Origin of the sequence: Streptomyces sp. NPDC048623 (assembly GCF_040650755.1) — a bacterium.
Classification (GTDB): domain Bacteria; phylum Actinomycetota; class Actinomycetes; order Streptomycetales; family Streptomycetaceae; genus Streptomyces.
The window spans coordinates 94,021-113,268 of record NZ_JBEZHV010000005.1 but is presented as its reverse complement, the minus strand read 5'-3'; the positions used below and the strand labels follow the sequence as shown (position 1 = coordinate 113,268).

Below are 19,248 nucleotides of genomic sequence, written 5' to 3'. Positions count from 1 at the left end.
CCGTACGGACGTGTGTGCGGTTCGGTACGAGAGCTGGAATCCGGCCATCTGGTGTTCTTCCTTCCGACGTGTTCCCCCGTGCTTCCTTCACCTGTTGCCGGGGGTGGCGGGCGTATGTCTAATGGCCACGAGGGGGCTGCCGCAGGAGGAGAAACCCCATGCGTGTCGTCGAAGTGACCGCCTACGGCGGACCCGAGGTCCTGAGCATGGCCCGCCGCCCCGAGCCCCAGGCCGGGGACGTGCCGGGCAAGGTCCGGGTCCGGCTGAAGGCCGCCGGTGTGGCCGTCGCCGACATGAGGATCCGGGCGGGCTACTACGCCGAGGAGCTCGACCCGCTCCGGCCCCCGTTCGTCCTCGGCACGGACTTCGCCGGCCGGCTCCTCGACCCCGCGCCCGGCCCGGCGGGCACCCTTCCGGCCGGTACCCGGGTGGCGGGCTTCGTGCCGTGGTTCACCGAGCGCACGGGCGAGGGCACCTACGCCGAGGTCATCCGGGTCGACCCGGAGTGGCTGGCCCCGCTCCCGGACGAGGTGGACTTCACCCAGGCGGCCTCCGTCCCCCTGGCCGCCGCCACGGCCCAGCAGGGCCTCGGCGTGCTCGCTCTCCCGGCGGGCTCCACGCTCCTCGTCACCGGCGCCAGCGGCGTCGTGGGCCGATTCGCGGTGCAGTTCGCCTCGGCGGCCGGCCTGGAGGTCGTGGCCGTCGCCCACGAGGGCGACGAGAGCGAGCTCAAGGTCCTCGGCGCCAAGCACTGTGTCACCCGCGGCGAACCCGCCGACGTGCTCCAGCAGCTCCAGGCACTCGTCCCCGACCGGGTCGACGGCGTCTTCGACGGCGCCCTCGTCGGCGGCCCGATGCTGGCCGTCGTGAAGGACGGCGGCGTCTTCGTCGCCCTCGCGAAGGACCGTACCCCCGACCCCGAACGCGACATCCGCGTCGCGACCGTCTTCGGCCGGCCCGACCCCGTCGAGCTGGCCGCCATCTTCCAGAAGGTCGCCGACCGCGAGCTCATCACCCGGGTGGCCGACGTCATGCCCCTGGAAGAGGTGGCCGAGGCCCACCGCCGAGCGGAGGCCGGCCGCCGGCCCGGCCGGATCGTCCTGATGATCTGAGCCGCCGGATCTGAGCCGCCGGATCTGAATCCGGCGGATCTGATGCGAGCGGGCTGATCGGGCGGATCCGGTCCGCCTCAGGCCGTCAGCGCGGCGAACTCCGCGTTCGCGCGCTCGGTGACCAGGGCGAGGACCCGACCGGCGGCGGCCAGGTCCTCGGCCGGTATGCCGCCCCAGACGCGGGCGCTGACAGGAGCCGTCTCGGCGGCGACGGCGGCCAGGACGTCGCGGCCCGCGTCCGTGGGCCGCAGATGCGCGCCGTCCGTCACGAGCAGGCCCCTGTCCCGCAGCTCGTCGAGCGTGGCGCGGATCGCGGCCGGGTCGGCCTTGAGGGAGTGCCGGACCTGGGCGACGAGGGCGTCGGCCGTCTGCGGGGCGTCGGCCGTGACGGCGGCGCGCAGGGCGATCTGCTCGTCGAACGTGATGCCGTGCTGCGCCAGGACGACCTCCAGGACGCCACGGGCGGCGTAGTGGGCCAGGCCGAGGGCGCGGGCGTCGGCGGTGGGCGCGGTGGATACGGACGTGGTCGTGGATGTGGCCGTGGTTGTGGTCATGGCGGTGCTCCCCCTCTAGCGTTCGGGTGACTAACGTTTGTGGCACTAACGACGTTAGATCGTTCGGGCCACTAACGCAAGAGGTAATCTGCATCGCATGAGCGAGACTCCCGACGCCCCCGGCGCTCCCGACGTGCCCCGGACGGGCGAGATGGACGAGCGGCTGACGCAGACCCCCGGCCGCCTCCGCGCCCTGCCCAGCCGCCTGCTCGCGCTGACCTCCGCGCAGGCGGACCGCATGGTGAGCGAGCGCCTGGCCGCCGAGGGCGGTGCCCGCAAGTGGCACTACGCCGTGCTCGCCTCCCTCGACGAGTACGGCCCGGCCAGCCAGGCCGGCCTCAGCCGCCGCACCGGCGTCTACCGCAGCGATCTCGTCTCCGTCATCAACGAGCTGGAGCAGCGCGGCCACGTCGCCCGCACCCCCGACCCCGAGGACCGCCGTCGCAATGTCGTCACCCTCACCCCGCAGGGCCGCACGCACCTCAAGCGCCTCGACGCGGTCCTCGCGGAGGCCCAGGAGGAGTTGATGGCGCCGCTCTCCGTCGCCGAACGAGCGCTGCTCGTGGGCCTGTTGGAGCGTGTGCTGTCCCGCTGAGGGAAGGGCTGGGCCGCGTCCGGTCCCGTCCGGTCGCGTCCGGTTCGGTTCGATCTGGTCCAGACCATTGACAGGTGCAGACCAATAGCGGTTGCGTGAGCCTTCCCCCACCGGAAGGACGAGCCGCATGCTGCGACGTCTCCTCACCGTCCTGGCCGCGATCTGTACGGTCGCCGGCCTCGCCGTATTCCTGCCCGCCACCGTCGCGGGCGCCGCCCCCGCCTGCGTGGCCGCCTGGAACTCCACCAGCGTCTACACGGGCGGCATGACCGCCTCGTACAACAGTCACAACTGGTACGCGAAGTGGTGGACCCAGAACGAGCGCCCCGGCACCACCGACGTCTGGCGCGACGAGGGCGTCTGCGGCGGGGGTGACGGCGGCGGCACGACCCCGCCGCCGTCCACCTCCGGATTCGTCGTCTCCGAGGCCCAGTTCAACCAGATGTTCCCGGGCCGGAACTCCTTCTACACGTACGCCGGCCTCAAGGCCGCGCTCAGCGCGTACCCCGGCTTCGCCACCACCGGCAGCGACACCGTGAAGAGGCAGGAGGCCGCCGCCTTCCTCGCCAACGTCAGCCACGAGACCGGCGGCCTCGTCTACATCGTCGAGCAGAACACCGCCAACTACCCGCACTACTGCGACACGAGCCAGCCCTACGGCTGCCCCGCCGGCCAGTCCGCGTACTACGGCCGCGGCCCCATCCAGCTCTCCTGGAACTTCAACTACAAAGCAGCCGGTGACGCCCTCGGCATCAACCTCCTCGCCGACCCCTACCGCGTCGAGCGCGACGCGGCCGTCGCCTGGAAGACCGGCCTCTGGTACTGGAACACCCAGAACGGCCCCGGCACCATGACCGCCCACAGCGCCATGGTCAACAGCCGCGGCTTCGGCGAGACCATCCGCTCGATCAACGGCTCGCTCGAATGCAACGGCGGCAACCCGGCCCAGGTGCAGAGCCGGGTCACCAAGTACCAGCAGTTCACCCAGATCCTGGGCGTCCCGGCTGGTTCGAACCTGTACTGCTAGTCAGTCAGTCCTGCCAGGCGACGAACGCACTCCAGGCGGCGGGCTCCACGGTGAACGTGGGCCCGCCGTCGGCGTTCTTGGAGTCGCGTACGTGGACTGCGTGCGGGCAGGTGGCGACCTCGACGCAGTCGCCGCCCGCGCTGCTGCTGTAGCTGGACTTGAACCAGTGCAGGGTCTCGCTCATGTTCCTTCTCCCGCCAACTGCTCGATGAGGCCCAGTGATTCGCGAGGGTCCAGGGCCTGTGCCCGGATCTTCGCATAACGCTGGGCGTATGTGCGTACCTTTGCCGGGTCGCTGATCAGCACGCTCTCGTCCCCGATCTCCAGGTAGACGACCCGGTCGTTCTCGGCGGTCTCGACCAGATTCATCATGCCTCGGTCCCCTGCGTTCTCCCCTGTCAGGCCGACGCCGAGGGGCAGGATCTGGATGGTGACGTTCTTCCGTCGGGCGCACTCCGCCAGGCAGCGGTACTGCTCGCGCATGGTCTCCTCGCTGCCGAATTTATGGTGCAGCGCCGACTCGTCCAGGATCAGCTCGATCAGGCACAAGGGCTCCTTGTCGAAGAGCGCCTTGCGCGCCATGCGCGCGTTCACCAGCTCCTCCGCGCGCTGATCGCTCACGGGTGGATATCCGCCCGCGATCTGCGCCCGCGCGTACTCCTCCGTCTGGAACAGGCCGTGCACGTTCTGCACAGAGAAGAGACTCAGAGTGGCGGCCTTCTGCTCCAGCGGCGCGTACTCCCGGAACAACGCTGGCAGCCGCTCCAGCCGTACGAGCTCCCGCAGCTCATCGAAGATGCCCGTTCCGTCGCCCAGCACCTCCTCCAGCTTCACCAGCATCTCGTCGCTCACCGGCTGCGCCAGGGTCTCCATGGCGCTGATCGCGGCGCCGCTGTACCCCATACGCGCCCCCAACTGCTCCTGTGTGAGCCCCGCGCGCAGGCGCAGTTTCTTCGCCAACGTCGCTGCCATTCGCGCCGCAGGCCCCGCCGTTTCCTTGTTTTCTGCTCGCGCCATCGCGTTCCCCAATCGGACTCAACCGATCTCAACCGGTCTCAACTGCTCCCCGCCGAATTCGACTGCCCACAAGATTCGTTGACGCAGGTCAAGTGATTGCCGACGCACCTTCAGCAGTCCTGGAAAACGCTAGCGTCGACCCGTCACCATGTCCCTGTGAATGCCTCAAAAGCAGAGCGAAACATGCTCTCCTGTGATTGGATTCCCTATTTGGGTTTCCAACTCCGCAAGGCCGGCGTGCAATTCGACGCCATCCGCGTCGACGGCGATGACGGGCGACACCTGGCCGACGTGATGGCGGCGCTCACGGGCGGGGAGCCGGGGCCGGTGGTCATAGAGGAGAACGGGCGGCGCGGGGTCTACTTCCTGCTCCCGCCCGGCACTACGGCGCACCGTTCGTGGCCGCGCGGGGTGACGCGGTTCAATGCCGCGCCCGGGGTGGTGAGTTACGTCCCCGTCCCCGCCCTCGCGGGCAAGACCTGGCCCCTGACCTGGCGCTTTCCCCCGACGGCCCCGGACCGTTTCGTCCACCCGCTCCTGCTGCGGAGCGCGGTCGCCGAGATCCTCGTGTGACGGGTGGGTGGGACAACTCGCGCCCCGAGCGCACACCGGATGCCTTGCGTCTCGCCCTCGCCCGGATCGCTCCGTACCGGCTGGGGGGAGATGGAGCAGCAGAAGAACGCCGCCTTCTCCCTCGCCGCTGAGCACGACTCCCTCGGGCCCATCCATGGCTGGCTCAGCGTCTGGGCGCGGGAGGTGGGGATCGAGCGTCGCTCTGATCTCTCCACCCGGCGCCGCCATGCCCTGGACGTGCTGCATCACACCAGTGGCAAGGGCGACCCCGCGTTTCGCGCGGCGATGGACGAGCTCCGCGCCGTCGAGGACGAGGCCGCGCGGGCGGTGTCCGAGTGACCTGGCGCTGGGAGTACGACCCCGCCGGGGAGTACGTCGTCGGCGGTGCACCGCCCGCGTTCGTCGCCGAGGTGGTGAAGCAGCAGGTCACCTACTGGTGACCCTGCCGAGCCGGTCCCGCCGTGGCGCCGCGGATCGTGGCGGCCGGGACGCGGGCGTCAGGGATCCTCGCCGCGCGCGGCACACTGTCTCGTCCGGCCCGGTCTCGGTGGACAAGATGGTCATGGCCCGTCCCACCTGCGGTTCCTTACCCTCGCCCCATGACCCCTCATGTCGAACCCGACCCCCAGGCCGGAGCGGCGGTCAAGGCCGCCGACCGCGCGCACGTGTTCCACTCCTGGTCCGCCCAGGGACTGATCGACCCGCTCGCCGTCGCCGGCGCCGAGGGTTCGTACTTCTGGGACTACGACGGCAACCGCTACCTCGACTTCACCAGCGGCCTCGTCTACACCAACATCGGCTACCAGCACCCCAAGGTCGTCGCCGCGATCCAGGAGCAGGCCGCGAAGCTCACCACCTTCGCGCCCGCCTTCGCCATCGACGTACGCTCCGAGGCCGCACGCCTCATCGCCGAGCGCACGCCGGGCGACCTGGACAAGATCTTCTTCACCAACGGCGGCGCCGAGGCCGTCGAGAACGCCGTCCGCATGGCCCGCCTGCACACGGGCCGCCACAAGGTGTTCTCCGCGTACCGCTCCTACCACGGCGCCACCTCCACCGCGATCAACCTGACGGGTGACCCGCGCCGCTGGCCCTCCGACACCGCCTCGGCCGGTGTCGTGCACTTCTGGGCGCCGTTCCTCTACCGCTCGCCCTTCTACGCCACCACCGAGGCGGAGGAGTGCCAGCGCGCGCTCCAGCACCTGGAGGACACGATCGCGTTCGAGGGTCCGCAGACCGTCGCCGCGATCATCCTGGAGACCGTGCCCGGCACCGCCGGCATCATGACCCCGCCGCCCGGCTACCTCGCCGGTGTCCGCGAGATCTGCGACAAGTACGGCATCGTCTTCATCCTCGACGAGGTCATGGCGGGCTTCGGGCGCACCGGCAAGTGGTTCGCCTCCGAGCACTTCGGCGTCGTGCCCGACCTGATGACCTTCGCCAAGGGCGTGAACTCCGGTTACGTGCCCCTCGGCGGCGTCGCCATCAGCGAGAAGATCGCCGCCACCTTCTCCACCCGCGCCTACCCGGGCGGCCTCACCTACTCCGGCCACCCGCTCGCCTGCGCCGCCGCCGTCGCCACCATCCACGTGATGGCGGACGAGAAGGTCGTCGAGAATGCCGCCCGCATCGGCGAGACCGTCCTCGGTCCCGGTCTGCGCGAGCTCGCCGAGCGTCACCCGTCGGTCGGCGAGGTGCGCGGCATGGGTGTCTTCTGGGCGCTCGACCTGGTCAGGAACAAGGAGACGCGCGAGCCGCTCGTCCCGTACAACGCGGCGGGCGAGGCCAACGCGCCCATGGCCGCCTTCGCCGCCGCGGCGAAGAAGAACGGCCTGTGGCCCTTCGTGAACATGAACCGCACCCACGCCGTCCCCGCCTGCAACGTCTCCGAGGCGGAGGCCAAGGAGGGTCTCGCCGCCCTCGACGCGGCGCTGAGCGTCGCCGACGAGCACACGGTGTGACCGTGTGACCGTCACCCAACGGTGATCCGCCCCCTCCCGGCCCTGGATTAGGGTGTCCGGAAGTCGTACGGAGGGGGCCGGTCATCATGGCCGCGAGCGGAGCAGGAGTCACCCGCAGCACCCTGCGACAGCAGATCGCGGACGCGCTGCGTGACGAGGTGCTCGCGGGGCGTCTCCAGCCGGGCCAGGAGTTCACGGTCAAGCAGATCGCCGAGCAGTACGGGGTTTCGGCGACGCCCGTACGAGAAGCGCTGGTCGACCTGTGCGCCCAGGGGCTCCTCGACTCCGACCAGCACCGGGGCTTCCGCGTGCACGAGTTCTCGGTGGACGACTACCGGGGCATGGTCGAGGCCCGGATGCTCGTCGTGGACGGCATCTTCCGCCGCCGCGTCCCCGCCTCCCAGGCGTCCGCCGAGCCCGACGTCTCCTACGGCGTCGCCCTGGTCTCCATACGCCGCCGGGGCGAGGCCGCCGCGCGTGCGGCCCGCGCCGGGGACCTGGACGTCCTCATCGGCTACGACATCCGCTACTGGCGCGAACTGGGCCGCCTGGTCGCCGCCAACGACTACATCGCCGACTTCCTGCACCGCCTGCGCGTCCAGGCCTGGGTGTTCTCCGTGCCCTATCTGCGGTCCGACCGCGATCTGCTCGGCTGGCTGTGGAGCGGCCACATCGAGCTGATCGACGCGATCACGCGCGGCGACGCGGAGGGCGCGGTCGCTGTCGTACGGGCCTACAACAGCCGGTCCCTGGAGTGGGCCGACCGCCTGGACGCCCGCGCGGGCCGTAAGGGCTGAGGCCCGCGCGCCCGGCGGGACCTCCGGACCGGGGGCACGAGTCGGACTTCCGCGCCGGGCGTACGGGTTGAGGAGGTTCTCGCGGGGGCAGGCACCCAGCGGGTGTGCGGGGTCACGAGGCCGCACTACTCTGACGGTCCCTGCAACTGACGGAGAGCGAGCCTGTCTTGGCCTGTGACCTGTGGCTGGTCCCCCTCGTCGACGTGCTGTGCCACAGCCCCGACAACCCCTTCGCCGAGGAGATCGCGGTCTACGACCACGCCCTGACCTCGGCCGGCCTGCCCACCGTGCCCGTCTTCGCCTACATGCCGGGGCTGTCCGGGGACGTCGCCCCGGTCGCCGGGTTCGACTACGAGGCCCTGCACTTCCTGCGCCGCGCCTATCTGCTCCAGATGTGCGGGCTGCCGGTGGAGCCGGTCGGCGAGCTCGGCGGGGACTACGAGCAGCTCCTGGAGATGTTCGAGGCGACGGCCCAGCAGTCCCACCTGGTGTGGCACTACGACCACGCCGGCGCCTATGTGCCGGTCGACTTCCCCGTGCCGCTCTCCAACGACGAGCTGCTCGCGGGCGGCGGCCCGCTCGGCTCCTCGCACGGGCTGCTGCGGGAGCTGGAGTTCGTGGCGCCCGCGATCGGCATCGACCCGGCGAACCCGCCGGCCGCGCCCCGGCCTCCGGAGCGGCCCACCGAACTGGACGAACCCGCCGCCCCCGCCCCGTACCAGGACGACAGCCCCTTCGCCCGCGAGCGGCACGTCTGGCTGGGCCTCCACGCGGCGGCGACCCGCAGCCTGGGCCAGGGCTCGATGATCATCCTGAGCTGATCCGGGGTACGTATCCGGCCAGGGGGCCGCGCCACCCCTAAGGGCCCGCCCCTACGGCCCCGCCTCAGCGCGGCTCCGGCGGCCGCTGGCGCGGCATGTTCGGGCGGGTGCCCGGCGGGAGCGGGAAGCGGCCCGCGGAGTACCCGGTCTCGGGGCGGGGCGGGGCGGTGGCGACCGACTGCAGGGCCAGCGGTGCCGGGCCCGAGCGGAACTCGACCATCCAGTCGGCGGTCTCCGCCCGTACCAGCTCGGTGATGTCCTCCGAGAAGCGCCGCAGCACGCCCAGGCAGCGTTCGGCGGCCTCGCTGGCCGTGCCCTCGGTGGGGCCGAGCACCTCGCGGACGCTCTCCGAGGCCCAGTCGAACTGGAGGGCCTGGAGCCGTCGCTGCACGGCCTGGGCGGTGGCCACGCTCCTTATCCAGCCCGAGGTCAGGCCGAAGTAGCGGTCGCAGGCCAGACAGGCTGCGCCGAGCAGCAGCGAGAGATAGCCCCAGCCGGACGTCCCGTCGGCCACTCCGGTCAGGTCGAGCAGCGGCAGCGCGGCGCCGGCGATCACGCCGACGGCGGTGCCGACGCGCAGGACGCGGGCGCAGCGGCGCTTCCAGACCCGGTCGGAGAGGTACCACTCGGCGGTGCGCAGCGCGTTGGACTCGACCCAGCGGTAGAGCTCGTCGAGGCGCTCGGCGGGCTCGCCCCAGTCGCCCAGCGGGAAGGGCGCCCCGGTCAGGTCGTCGCGGTGGGCGGCCGGACCGGCGGGCCTTCGCGGGCCCCCGGGCGTCCCCGGGCCCTCGGGCCGGCCCGGGCCTTCGGGGTTCCGCGGGCCTTCGGGATTCCCCGGCTGCGGCTGCATGTCCGGCTGCTGGCTCACCGGGGAACTCCTCTGTTCAGCTCAGCGCTCGTGTCCTTCTGTGACGTGCGGTGCACGTGGTGCCTGCCCTTCCTACCGCCGAATGGTGGGCTGTGGGCCCGGAATCCCGGGATTTCCGCCCGCAAGAGGGTGTTGATCAGGTAGAGGAGCCCGCAGTTTCTCACTCGAAAGAGTTGCGTCGGCGTGGGGGTCGGGGACCACGTAGGCTCGTTTGCACCAGGTTCCGAAACCTGATCCCGGAACCTGATCCCAGAACCTGAGGAGTGACCGTGATCCCCGGTGGTGGCCAGCCCAACATGCAGCAGCTCCTCCAGCAGGCGCAGAAGATGCAGCAGGACCTCGCCCGTGCCCAGGCGGAGCTCGCGGCGACCGAGGTCGACGGGCAGGCGGGCGGCGGCCTGGTGAAGGCGACCGTGACCGGCTCCGGTGAACTGCGCGGTCTGGTCATCGACCCGAAGGCGGTCGACCCGGAGGACACCGAGACCCTGGCCGACCTGATCGTGGCCGCCGTCCAGGCCGCCAACGACAACGCGCAGCAGCTTCAGCAGGCCAAGCTGGGCCCGCTGGCGCAGGGCCTGGGCGGCGGGATGCCGGGCCTCGGCTTCTGAGCCGTACGACCGTACGACCGTACGACCGTACGACCGTACGACCGTACGACCGGATCCGTACGACCCGATCCGTACGGGGCCGGGTGCGGCCCGTACATCCGGACGGCGGGTTCGTCCGTACATCTTCTGTGGCCGGTTTCCAGCCACTACCGTAAGAATCAAGCACTCCCAGAAGGGCGCTGACGTTGTACGAAGGCGTGGTCCAGGACCTCATCGACGAACTGGGCAGGCTGCCCGGCGTCGGGCCCAAGAGCGCCCAGCGGATCGCCTTCCACATCCTCCAGGCCGAGCCCACGGACGTGCGGCGGCTCGCCCAGGCGCTCCTGGAGGTCAAGGAGAAGGTCCGGTTCTGCGCGGTCTGCGGCAACGTGGCGCAGCAGGAGCAGTGCAACATCTGCCGCGACCCGCGCCGCGACCAGACGGTCATCTGCGTGGTCGAGGAGCCGAAGGACGTCGTGGCGATCGAGCGGACGCGTGAGTTCCGCGGCCGCTACCACGTGCTCGGCGGCGCCATCAGCCCCATCGAGGGCGTCGGACCCGACGACCTGCGGATCCGCGAGCTGCTCGCGCGCCTCGCGGACGGCACGGTCACCGAGCTGATCCTGGCCACCGACCCGAACCTGGAGGGCGAGGCCACCGCGACGTACCTGGCGCGGATGATCAAGCCCATGGGCCTGAAGGTGACCCGCCTGGCCAGCGGACTGCCGGTCGGCGGCGACCTGGAGTACGCCGACGAGGTCACCCTGGGGCGTGCCTTCGAGGGGCGGCGACTGCTAGATGTATGACGACCGGGTCCGTGCGCACGAAAGCGCACTCTCAGGGAGGCTCCTCGATGTCTGACGCCACGCTGCACTCCATCACGCAGGACCCGGACGACTTCGCCGTCCAGATCGCGGACTCGATCGAGAGCTTCATCGTCGCGACGACCGAGCTCGCGAAGGGCGACGAGCCGGACAGTGCCGTGCCCTTCCTGCTCCTGGAGATCTCCCAGCTGCTGCTGGCCGGCGGCCGGCTCGGCGCGCACGAGGACATCGTCCCGGACGAGCGGTACGAGCCGGACACGGGCCCGGACCAGGACGTGGACGAGCTGCGGGAGCGGTTCGCGACGCTGCTCGACCCGGTGGACGTGTTCTCGGAGGTCTTCGACCCGTACGAGCCGCGCAAGGCGCCGGTGCCGGCCCGGATCTCCGACAACCTCGCCGACATCGTCACCGACCTGCGGCACGGCCTCGCCCACTACCGGGCCGGCCGGACCAGTGAGGCGCTGTGGTGGTGGCAGTTCTCGTACTTCTCCAACTGGGGACCGACCGCCTCCGCCACTCTGCGCGCCCTGCAGTCCCTGGTCGCGCACGTGCGGCTCGACCAGCCACTCGCCGACCTCGCGGGCCTCGACACGGACGAGGACCTGACGGAGGACGCCCTCGCGGAGGAGGCGGGACGTGTGATGGCGGAGGAGCTGGGCGGCCTCGGACGCCAGGGACTCTGAGCCAGGGACTCTGAGCCGGGGACCCTGAGCCAGCGACTCTGAGTCCGGGGCTCAGACGCGCATCAGCTGTCCATGGCGACGGCCCGGTGGTTCGCGACGGCTCAGCGGTTCGAGTGATACCGGCATGTGAGACGGCCCACACCCCGCCCGTATCTGCGTACTTCCCCGGGTGCCGGGGAAGACGGACCGCCGGGCGGTTTCGGAACTCGAACCCGTGATCACTTACCGAACATCACATCTCAGGATGTGATATAAGGTCGGCGATTTCGGCCCGCTCGATAAACTGACGCCGACCGCAGTGTTCAACTGCGGCAGACACTGAGCGAGGAGCGCACGTGGGCCTTGTCGTGCAGAAGTACGGAGGCTCCTCCGTTGCCGATGCCGAGGGCATCAAGCGCGTCGCCAAGCGGATCGTGGAAGCCAAGAAGAACGGCCACCAGGTGGTCGTCGTGGTCTCCGCGATGGGCGACACGACGGACGAGTTGATCGATCTCGCCGGGCAGGTATCCCCGATGCCCGCCGGCCGCGAGTTCGACATGCTGCTGACCGCCGGAGAGCGGATCTCCATGGCACTCCTGGCCATGGCGATCAAAAACCTGGGCCACGAGGCCCAGTCGTTCACGGGCAGCCAGGCCGGTGTCATCACCGACTCGGTGCACAACAAAGCGCGCATCATCGATGTCACGCCGGGGCGGATCCGCACCGCGCTCGACGAGGGCAACATCGCCATCGTGGCCGGCTTCCAGGGTGTGTCCGCGGACAAGAAGGACATCACCACCCTGGGCCGCGGCGGGTCCGACACGACCGCCGTCGCCCTGGCCGCCGCGCTCGACGCCGAGGTCTGTGAGATCTACACGGACGTCGACGGCGTCTTCACCGCCGACCCGCGGGTGGTGAAGAAGGCGAAGAAGATCGACTGGATCTCCTTCGAGGACATGCTGGAGCTCGCCGCGTCCGGCTCCAAGGTGCTGCTGCACCGCTGCGTCGAGTACGCGCGCCGCTACAACATCCCGATCCACGTCCGTTCGTCCTTCTCCGGACTGCAGGGCACCTGGGTCAGCAACGAACGACCCGTCGAGCAAGGAGCCGAGCCCGTGGAGCAGGCCATCATCTCCGGTGTCGCCCACGACACCTCCGAGGCGAAGATCACCGTCGTCGGCGTCCCGGACAAGCCGGGCGAGGCCGCGGCGATCTTCCGGGCCGTCGCGGACGCCGAGATCAACATCGACATGATCGTGCAGAACGTGTCCGCCGCCTCCACGGGTCTGACGGACATCTCCTTCACCCTCCCCAAGGCCGAGGGCCGCAAGGCCATCGACGCCCTGGAGAAGACGAAGGCCACGATCGGCTTCGACTCACTCCGTTACGACGACCAGATCGGCAAGATCTCCCTGGTCGGCGCCGGTATGAAGACGAACCCGGGGGTCACCGCGGACTTCTTCAAGGCGCTGTCCGACGCGGGCGTGAACATCGAGCTGATCTCGACCTCCGAGATCCGCATCTCGGTCGTCACGCGCGTCGACGACGTCAACGAGGCGGTCCGCGCCGTCCACACGGCCTTCGGCCTGGACAGCGACTCCGACGAGGCCGTGGTCTACGGCGGCACCGGCCGCTGACCACCCGGACACCTCGATGAGCGGCAAACCGACGCTCGCGGTCGTGGGAGCGACCGGGGCCGTCGGCGCCGTGCTGCTCGGGGCGCTCTCGCACCACGCGGACGTGTGGGGCGAGATCCGTCTGCTCGCCTCTCCCCGTTCGGCCGGCCGCCGGCTGACCGTACGGGGGGAGGAGACCGAGGTCCTCGCGCTGAGCGACGCCCACGAGGACCGTCTGGACGGCGTCGACCTCGCGCTCTTCGCCGTGCCCGGGGCCGTCGCGGCCCGCTGGGCGCCGGTCGCCGTCGCCAAGGGCGCGGTGGTCGTGGACACCTCCACCGCCTTCCGGACCGACCCCGACGTGCCGCTCGTGGTCCCCGAGATCAACGCGCACGCCGCCCGGGTGCGCCCGCGCGGCATCGTCGCGAGCCCCGGCTGCGCCACCCTCACCCCGATCGTCGCCCTGGGCGCGCTGCACGCCGAGTACGGGCTCACCGAGGCCGTCGTGACGCTCCAGCAGGCCGCCAGCGGCGCGGGCCGCGCGGGAGAGGCGGCGCTGCGCGAACAGCTTGCCCTGGTCACCGGCAGCGAGCTCGGCACCCGCCCCGGCGACGTACGGCGGGCCGTCGGCGACCACACCGGGCCCTTCCCGGGGCCGCTCGCCCTCAACGTGCTGCCCTGGTCCGGCGAGCCCGCCGCCGACGGCTGGTCCTCCGAGGAACTGGCCGTCCGCGCGGAGACCCGCAAGATCCTGGACCTGCCGCGGCTGCCGGTCACGGCCACCTGTGTCCGGGTGCCCGTCGTCACCGGGCACTCCGCCGTCGTGCACGCCCGCTTCGAGCGGCCGGTGACGGTCGGGCGCGCCCACGAGATCCTGGCCACGTCGCCGGGTGTGGTGCTGTACGACGACCCGGCCGCGGGCGACTATCCGACGCCGGCCGACGTCGTGGGCACCGACCCGACCTGGGTGGGGCGGGTGCGGCGTCACCCCGACGACGAGCGGGGCCTGGAGTTCTTCGCCTGCGCCGACAACCTCCGCAAGGGCGCCGCGCTCAACGCCGTACAGATCGCGGAGCGCATCGCGGCGGAGCGGGCGGCTTCCGACAGCGCCGGGTGAGTGCTGGGTGAGTGCCGGGTGTGTGACCGGTGTGTGCCGGGTGGGCGTCCGGAATTCGACCCCGCCCCACCGTTCAACTTTGTAGGATCTGTGAACGCCTTGTGAGCAATTCGGCGTCGGATGCCTCTTGATCAGGTCAGATGTCCTGGACGACGATGCTCTTCCCTCCCTCCGCAACCAGTGGTCGGGCGGGAGCGTCTTCGCGTGCGCCCGGAACCGCCGGAACCATGTGCCGTGGAGCACGCCGCACGAGCGGGGCATTGGGGGAGAACGGGTACGCATGAGGGCAAATGACGCACCGCCAAAAACGGTGGCGTACGCGTACAACCCTGACGGGGGGAAGCGTGTCCAACAGGCGTGGCAGAGGTACTCGACATCGCGGCGGTCATCCCGCTGCGCAGCACCGCGGTGCGCCCGCTCCGGCGGCCGCGCCCGGCCGGCGGCATGCCGGTGATCGCGCCGATGCCCATCAGGACCGGCCGACCGGCCGGCATCAGCGGTATTCCGGCGCCCCGCGAGGGCGCTGACGACACGATGGCTGCCGGCACCACCGTCGACCACCTCACCGAGACCTACCGCGCGCACTACCGCTCGCTGCTGGGTCTCGCCGCGCTGCTCCTCGACGACACCGCCTCCTGCGAGGACGTCGTCCAGGAGGCCTTCATCCGGGTGCACTCGGCGCGCAACCGGGTGCGCGACCCCGAGAAGACCCTGGCCTATCTGCGGCAGACCGTCGTCAACCTCTCGCGCTCCGCGCTGCGCCGGCGCATCCTCGGCCTCAAGCTGCTCTCCAAGCCCATGCCCGACATGGCGAGCGCGGAGGAGGGCGCCTACGACCAGCTGGAGCGGGACGCGCTCATCAAGGCGATGCGCGGACTCCAGCGGCGGCAGCGTGAGGTCCTGGTGCTGAGATACTTCGCGGACATGACGGAGGCCCAGGTCGCGGAGACCCTCGGGATCTCCCTGGGGTCCGTCAAGGCGTACGGCTCCCGTGGCATCGCGGCGCTGCGCGTCGCCATGGAGGCGACGTCATGAGCGGGCCGCTGGACGGCGCCGGTGACGGCACCCGGGAGGGTGCCCGTGACGGCGCCGCGGAGAGGCGCGCCGCGGCGCGGCACACCCGCCCCGAGTGGCGCGGGCAGCACGACGAGCACGGTGACCGGGACGACCTGAGTGGACGCGGGATGGTGAACGAAGCGCCGGAGAACGGCACGCCCGACGAGCTGGCGCTGCGGCGGCTTCTCCAGGGCGCGGTGGCCGGTCTCGAACCCACCGAGGGCGCCCTCGACCATCTGCGCCGGGCCGTGCCCGCCCGCCGGGCCCGCAAGCGGCAGGCGCTGGTCGGCATGGCCGCCGCGGTCGTCCTGGTCGGCACGGCCGTCCCGGCCCTGGTGCACGTGGCCTCCTCGGACGGCATCACCGCCGACAAGGCGATCAACGCCGGGCACGGCGAACAGGCCCAGGGCGGCACGGGCACCGAGACCGGCATCGAGGGCGGTCAGCACACCGCCGGCCCGATGCCCGGCACGGCCGCGCCGAAGCCCGGCGGGAGCGACGGCACGACCGGGAAGCCGACCGCCTCGGCGCAGGGCCCCGGCACCGGTACCGACCCGGCCGGCACTCCCTCCGGCGCCCCGCCGTCCCAGCCGGTCTGCGCGGCCGGGCAGCTGGGCATCAGCTCGGTGCAGACGGGCGCGCCCGACGCGTCGGGGAAGGTCTACGGCACCTTCCGCATCGCCAACGTCTCCACCAGCGACTGTGTGGTCGGCGGCGCCGGCCGGGTCGGCTTCGCCGTCCGCGGCGCGGCCGACGGTTCCAAGATCGCGGTCGTCGAGCACCACAGCGGGGACGCGGCGAGCGCGCTGCCGGACCCCTCGCAGGAGGCGCCGCAGCTGCTGCTGACCCCGGACAACGCGTACGAGGTGCGGTTCGCCTGGGTGCCCAGCGAGACCTGCCCCACCACCGGCCCCACCCCGACGCCCACCGCCAGCCCCTCGACGGGCGGCGGCTCGACCTCGGGCGGCACCGGCACGAGCGGCTCCACCAGCAGCGGTACGACGGACAGCGCGGCGGCCACCCAGCTCGGCGCCGACGGCAGCCCGGCCGACGGCAGCGTCGAGGTGACCCACACCGCCGACCCGGGCGGTCCGGTCGCCGCGGCGACCATCCCCAACGCCTGCGCCGGCACGATCTACCGCACCGGGGTCCTGGACGCCTCCTGAGGCCCGGGGCCAGGCCCGGGGTCCTGAGGCCTCCGGGCGCCCCGCACCCGGCAAGCCCGCGGCAGCGGGGCCCAGGGGCCCCGTACCCCCACCCCAGGTCCCGGGGGTCCCGGGGGTACGGCGGGGTACGGCGGACGTGCAGCGGCGGCGCGCTAGAGGCCCAGGGCCGCGTCCTTGGAGGCCTCGACCTCGCGGCGCAGCAGCCGGAACCACATGAAGACCACGAACCCGGCGAAGACGAACCACTCGGCCGTGTAGCCCAGGTTCTGGAAGGCCTTCATGTCCAGGCCGGTGCCCGCCGCCGCCTTCGCCGGTACCGGGGTGAGCCCGGCGGGCGACTCGCCCAGGGTGATCCAGGCGTCGTACACCTCGTCCGGCACCACGTTCACCAGGGACGCCGCGCTGATCATGGCGAGCTGCCCCTGCGGCAGCCCGCCGGCCGCGTGGACGCCCTTGCTGCCGGTGGACTCCGAGGCCTGCAGCGCGCCGGTCACGGTGACCTGGCCGGCCGGCGGGGCCGGGGCCTTCGCGCCCGAGGGCAGCCAGCCGCGGACCACCGGCAGCACCCGGCCGCCGTCCGTCTTCAGGAGCGTCAGCACATACGAGCCGGAGCGCCCGTCCAGTTCCCGGTCGGGGACCAGGAGCTGCTGGGTGTACCGCCCGCTGGCCCGGGCCGCCCGCCCCGAGGTGTCCTCGCTCACCGGCAGCAGCGAGTCCAGCGCCTCGGCCGTCCGGGCGGACGGGTCGGGCCGCTGCTCCGCCTTCTGGTGCGAGTCGAGGCGGGCCTCGAACCTGCCCATCTGCCAGGTCCCCATGAACAGGCAGAACGGGATCGCCAGCAGGACGAAGACGTTGATCCCCCACCAGCGGGGCGTTCTCAGGAACCGGTACACACCCCCACGGTACGCAAGGCCGCTCAGCCCACCTCCTTCCGGGTCCCCAAGTGACGAGCCGCGAAGGCGAGGTCCAGGGCCACCTGCTTGATCCGCTCGTCCACCACCAGCGAGCCGTGCCCCGCGTCGTACCGGTACACCTCGTGCACCGCGCCGCGGGCGGCCAGCCGGTCCACGTAGTTGTCGATCTGGCGGATCGGGCAGCGCGGGTCGTTGACGCCGGCCGAGATGTGCACCGGGGCCGTGACCGCGTCCACGTAGGTGAGCGGCGACGAGGCCGCGTACCGCTCCGGGACCTCCTCGGGCGAGCCGCCGAGCAGGGTGCGGTCGAGCGCCTTCAGCGCCTCCATCTCGTCCTCGTACGCCGTCACGTAGTCGGCGACGGGCACCGCGGCGAGACCGACCGCCCAGGCGTCCGGCTGGGTGCCGAGCCCGAGCAGCGTCAGATAGCCGCCCCACGAGCCGCCGGCCAGGACCAGCCGCTCCGGGTCCGCGAGGCCGCTCGCCACCGCCCACGCGCGCACGGCGGCGATGTCCTCCAGCTCGATCAGACCCACCCGGTGCTTGAGCGCGTCGGTCCACTCCCGGCCGTAGCCGGTGGAACCGCGGTAGTTCACCCGCACCACCGCGTACCCGTGGTCGACCCACGCGGCGGGGCCGGACGCGAAGGCGTCGCTGTCGTGCCAGGTCGGACCCCCGTGCACCTCGAAGACGGTCGGGAACGGGCCCTCGCCCTCCCCCGGGCGCTGCACCAGGGCGTGGATCCGGCCCCCGGGGCCCTCCACCCACACGTCCTCCACCGGCACCGACGCCGGTGCCTTCGGACCCGGAGGGTCCAGGACGACCGAGCCGTCCGTGGAGCGGACCACCGGCGGCTGGGCGGCCGAGGACCACAGATACTCCACCGAGCCGTCCGGGCGGGCCGTCGCGCTCGACACCGACCCGGCCGGGGTGTCCACCCGTACCAGGGCGCCGGTGGCGATCTCGTACCGCCAGAGCTCGCTGCGGGCCTCGAAGCCGTGCACGATCAGCAGCCCCGAGCCGTCCGGATACCACTCGGCCGACACGTCGCCCGGCAGGTCGAGCCGCAGATCGGTCTCCATGCCCGTGGCCACGTCCCACAGCATCGGCTCCCAGCGTCCGCGCCGCTGGTGCCCGACGAGCAGCCGGGTGTCCCCGGCGAGCGGCGCGAAGCCGAGGACGCTCAGGCCCAGCTCCTCCGTACCGCCCTTGGTGTCGTCGAGCTCCGCCACCACCGAGGCGTCCGCCGCCCGCAGCACCCGGATCGCCGAGTGCATCGCGTCGCCGTGCTCGGTGTGCTCGACCGCGACCAGCGTCGCGTCGTACGACAGATCGCCGACCCCGGCCGACTCCCGGTGCCGGTAGATCTCCACCGGCCCGTCGGCGCCGGGGCGCAGCAGGTGCACGGTCGAACCGTCCTCGTCCGTGGACCGGCCCACCACGACCGTGCCGTCCCGGCCGAGCGCCAGGCCCGCCGGATAGGAGGCGGCGAGTCCCGGCACGGCCTCCTCGTCCGCGCCGCCGCCGAACGGCTGCCGCATCCACACGCCGAACTCGTCGCCGTCGGTGTCCGCGAACCACCAGACCGACCGCCCGTCCGGGCTGAGCGTGCCGTCCGTCGTCCCGTTCGGCCGGTCGGTGACCTGCCGCTGCGCGCCGGTCGCCCGGTCCCACGCGTACAGCTCGTACGTCCCCGTCGCGTTCGACACGAACAGCGAGCGGTCCGGCGCCTCCTCGGCCCACTCGGGCAGCGAGACCCGCGGCGCGCGGAACCGCTGCTCCCAGGCCGGGGCGTCGGCGAAGTCCTCGAAAGCGCTGCCGGCGTCCGCAGCGCTGCCGACGTCTGTAGCGCTCCCGGCGTCTGTGCCGGTGTCCCTGGTGAGGTCCTTGTCCCTGCTGTCATCGCTCTGCGTCATGGAGCCATCATGCTCGCCTCGGCCGACAATTCGTTCGCCCCGCCCTCAGCCTGTGGATAACCTCC

21 protein-coding genes are annotated in these 19,248 nt (G+C 71.8%); 15 read left to right on the top strand and 6 right to left on the bottom strand.

Going from position 1 to position 19,248, the window contains the following annotated elements; translation table 11 throughout:
* Positions 1–158: 158 nt before the first annotated feature.
* On the top strand, positions 159–1,112 hold the full coding sequence (locus tag AB0C73_RS09420; protein ID WP_362526637.1) for an NADP-dependent oxidoreductase: 954 nt from the start codon (positions 159–161) through the stop codon (positions 1,110–1,112).
* 77 nt (positions 1,113–1,189) lie between these two features.
* On the opposite strand, the gene AB0C73_RS09415 is transcribed toward AB0C73_RS09420, so the two are convergent.
* Positions 1,190–1,666 (bottom strand): MarR family transcriptional regulator, encoded by a 477-nt coding sequence (locus AB0C73_RS09415; RefSeq protein WP_362526635.1) that lies wholly within the window; start codon positions 1,664–1,666, stop codon positions 1,190–1,192.
* A 151-nt stretch (positions 1,667–1,817) separates the two neighbouring features.
* Here AB0C73_RS09415 and AB0C73_RS09410 point away from each other — a divergent pair, with 151 nt between their 5' ends.
* Positions 1,818–2,261, top strand: coding sequence for a MarR family transcriptional regulator (locus AB0C73_RS09410; RefSeq protein ID WP_362527236.1), 444 nt, complete (start codon positions 1,818–1,820; stop codon positions 2,259–2,261).
* A gap of 127 nt (positions 2,262–2,388) precedes the next feature.
* Positions 2,389–3,288: a glycoside hydrolase family 19 protein gene (locus AB0C73_RS09405; protein ID WP_362526634.1), complete on the top strand. Its 900-nt coding sequence runs from the start codon at positions 2,389–2,391 to the stop codon at positions 3,286–3,288.
* A gap of 4 nt (positions 3,289–3,292) precedes the next feature.
* On the opposite strand, the gene AB0C73_RS09400 is transcribed toward AB0C73_RS09405, so the two are convergent.
* The gene (locus AB0C73_RS09400) at positions 3,293–3,472 is read right to left on the bottom strand and encodes a DUF397 domain-containing protein (protein ID WP_362526632.1); all 180 of its coding nucleotides are present in this window, start codon (positions 3,470–3,472) and stop codon (positions 3,293–3,295) included.
* Complete coding sequence (locus AB0C73_RS09395) at positions 3,469–4,305, bottom strand: helix-turn-helix transcriptional regulator (protein WP_362526630.1); 837 nt, start codon at positions 4,303–4,305, stop codon at positions 3,469–3,471. Before AB0C73_RS09395 ends, AB0C73_RS09400 begins: the two co-directional genes overlap by 4 nt.
* Positions 4,306–4,488: 183 nt before the next feature.
* On the opposite strand from AB0C73_RS09395, the gene AB0C73_RS09390 reads away from it, so the two are divergent.
* The 5 genes from AB0C73_RS09390 to AB0C73_RS09370 all read left to right on the top strand — a co-directional run bounded on the left by AB0C73_RS09390 (position 4,489) and on the right by AB0C73_RS09370 (position 8,457).
* Complete coding sequence (locus tag AB0C73_RS09390; protein WP_362526628.1) at positions 4,489–4,878, top strand: hypothetical protein; 390 nt, start codon at positions 4,489–4,491, stop codon at positions 4,876–4,878.
* 90 nt (positions 4,879–4,968) lie between these two features.
* Positions 4,969–5,217: a hypothetical protein gene (locus AB0C73_RS09385; RefSeq protein ID WP_362526626.1), complete on the top strand. Its 249-nt coding sequence runs from the start codon at positions 4,969–4,971 to the stop codon at positions 5,215–5,217.
* A gap of 260 nt (positions 5,218–5,477) precedes the next feature.
* Positions 5,478–6,839: an aspartate aminotransferase family protein gene (locus AB0C73_RS09380; RefSeq protein WP_362526624.1), complete on the top strand. Its 1,362-nt coding sequence runs from the start codon at positions 5,478–5,480 to the stop codon at positions 6,837–6,839.
* 86 nt (positions 6,840–6,925) lie between these two features.
* Complete coding sequence (locus AB0C73_RS09375; RefSeq protein WP_362526622.1) at positions 6,926–7,636, top strand: GntR family transcriptional regulator; 711 nt, start codon at positions 6,926–6,928, stop codon at positions 7,634–7,636.
* Positions 7,637–7,803: 167 nt separating this feature from the next.
* Positions 7,804–8,457 carry a hypothetical protein gene (locus AB0C73_RS09370; RefSeq protein ID WP_362526620.1) on the top strand — a complete coding sequence of 218 codons (654 nt, stop codon included), beginning with the start codon at positions 7,804–7,806 and terminating at the stop codon, positions 8,455–8,457.
* A 64-nt stretch (positions 8,458–8,521) separates the two neighbouring features.
* Here AB0C73_RS09370 and AB0C73_RS09365 read toward each other — a convergent pair whose 3' ends face one another.
* Complete coding sequence (locus AB0C73_RS09365; RefSeq protein WP_362527233.1) at positions 8,522–9,307, bottom strand: SLATT domain-containing protein; 786 nt, start codon at positions 9,305–9,307, stop codon at positions 8,522–8,524.
* 287 nt (positions 9,308–9,594) lie between these two features.
* Here AB0C73_RS09365 and AB0C73_RS09360 point away from each other — a divergent pair, with 287 nt between their 5' ends.
* The 7 genes from AB0C73_RS09360 (at position 9,595) to AB0C73_RS09330 (ending at position 16,353) form a co-directional block, all read left to right on the top strand.
* Positions 9,595–9,933: a YbaB/EbfC family nucleoid-associated protein gene (locus AB0C73_RS09360; protein WP_362526618.1), complete on the top strand. Its 339-nt coding sequence runs from the start codon at positions 9,595–9,597 to the stop codon at positions 9,931–9,933.
* Between the two features lie 185 nt (positions 9,934–10,118).
* Positions 10,119–10,718 (top strand): recombination mediator RecR, encoded by a 600-nt coding sequence (recR, locus tag AB0C73_RS09355; protein ID WP_265865201.1) that lies wholly within the window; start codon positions 10,119–10,121, stop codon positions 10,716–10,718.
* 47 nt (positions 10,719–10,765) lie between these two features.
* Positions 10,766–11,419, top strand: a complete 654-nt coding sequence (locus AB0C73_RS09350) for a DUF5063 domain-containing protein (protein WP_362526616.1) — start codon at positions 10,766–10,768, stop codon at positions 11,417–11,419.
* Between the two features lie 335 nt (positions 11,420–11,754).
* Positions 11,755–13,035, top strand: coding sequence for an aspartate kinase (locus tag AB0C73_RS09345; protein WP_362526614.1), 1,281 nt, complete (start codon positions 11,755–11,757; stop codon positions 13,033–13,035).
* A 16-nt stretch (positions 13,036–13,051) separates the two neighbouring features.
* On the top strand, positions 13,052–14,131 hold the full coding sequence (locus AB0C73_RS09340; protein ID WP_362526612.1) for an aspartate-semialdehyde dehydrogenase: 1,080 nt from the start codon (positions 13,052–13,054) through the stop codon (positions 14,129–14,131).
* 357 nt (positions 14,132–14,488) lie between these two features.
* On the top strand, positions 14,489–15,166 hold the full coding sequence (locus AB0C73_RS09335; protein WP_362526610.1) for a SigE family RNA polymerase sigma factor: 678 nt from the start codon (positions 14,489–14,491) through the stop codon (positions 15,164–15,166).
* Positions 15,163–16,353, top strand: coding sequence for a hypothetical protein (locus tag AB0C73_RS09330; RefSeq protein WP_362526608.1), 1,191 nt, complete (start codon positions 15,163–15,165; stop codon positions 16,351–16,353). The genes AB0C73_RS09335 and AB0C73_RS09330 overlap by 4 nt, the downstream gene beginning before the upstream one ends.
* Positions 16,354–16,505: 152 nt before the next feature.
* Here AB0C73_RS09330 and AB0C73_RS09325 read toward each other — a convergent pair whose 3' ends face one another.
* On the bottom strand, positions 16,506–17,246 hold the full coding sequence (locus tag AB0C73_RS09325; protein ID WP_362526607.1) for an SURF1 family protein: 741 nt from the start codon (positions 17,244–17,246) through the stop codon (positions 16,506–16,508).
* Between the two features lie 23 nt (positions 17,247–17,269).
* Positions 17,270–19,183: a prolyl oligopeptidase family serine peptidase gene (locus AB0C73_RS09320; protein WP_362526605.1), complete on the bottom strand. Its 1,914-nt coding sequence runs from the start codon at positions 19,181–19,183 to the stop codon at positions 17,270–17,272.
* Between the last annotated feature and the right edge of the window lie 65 nt (positions 19,184–19,248).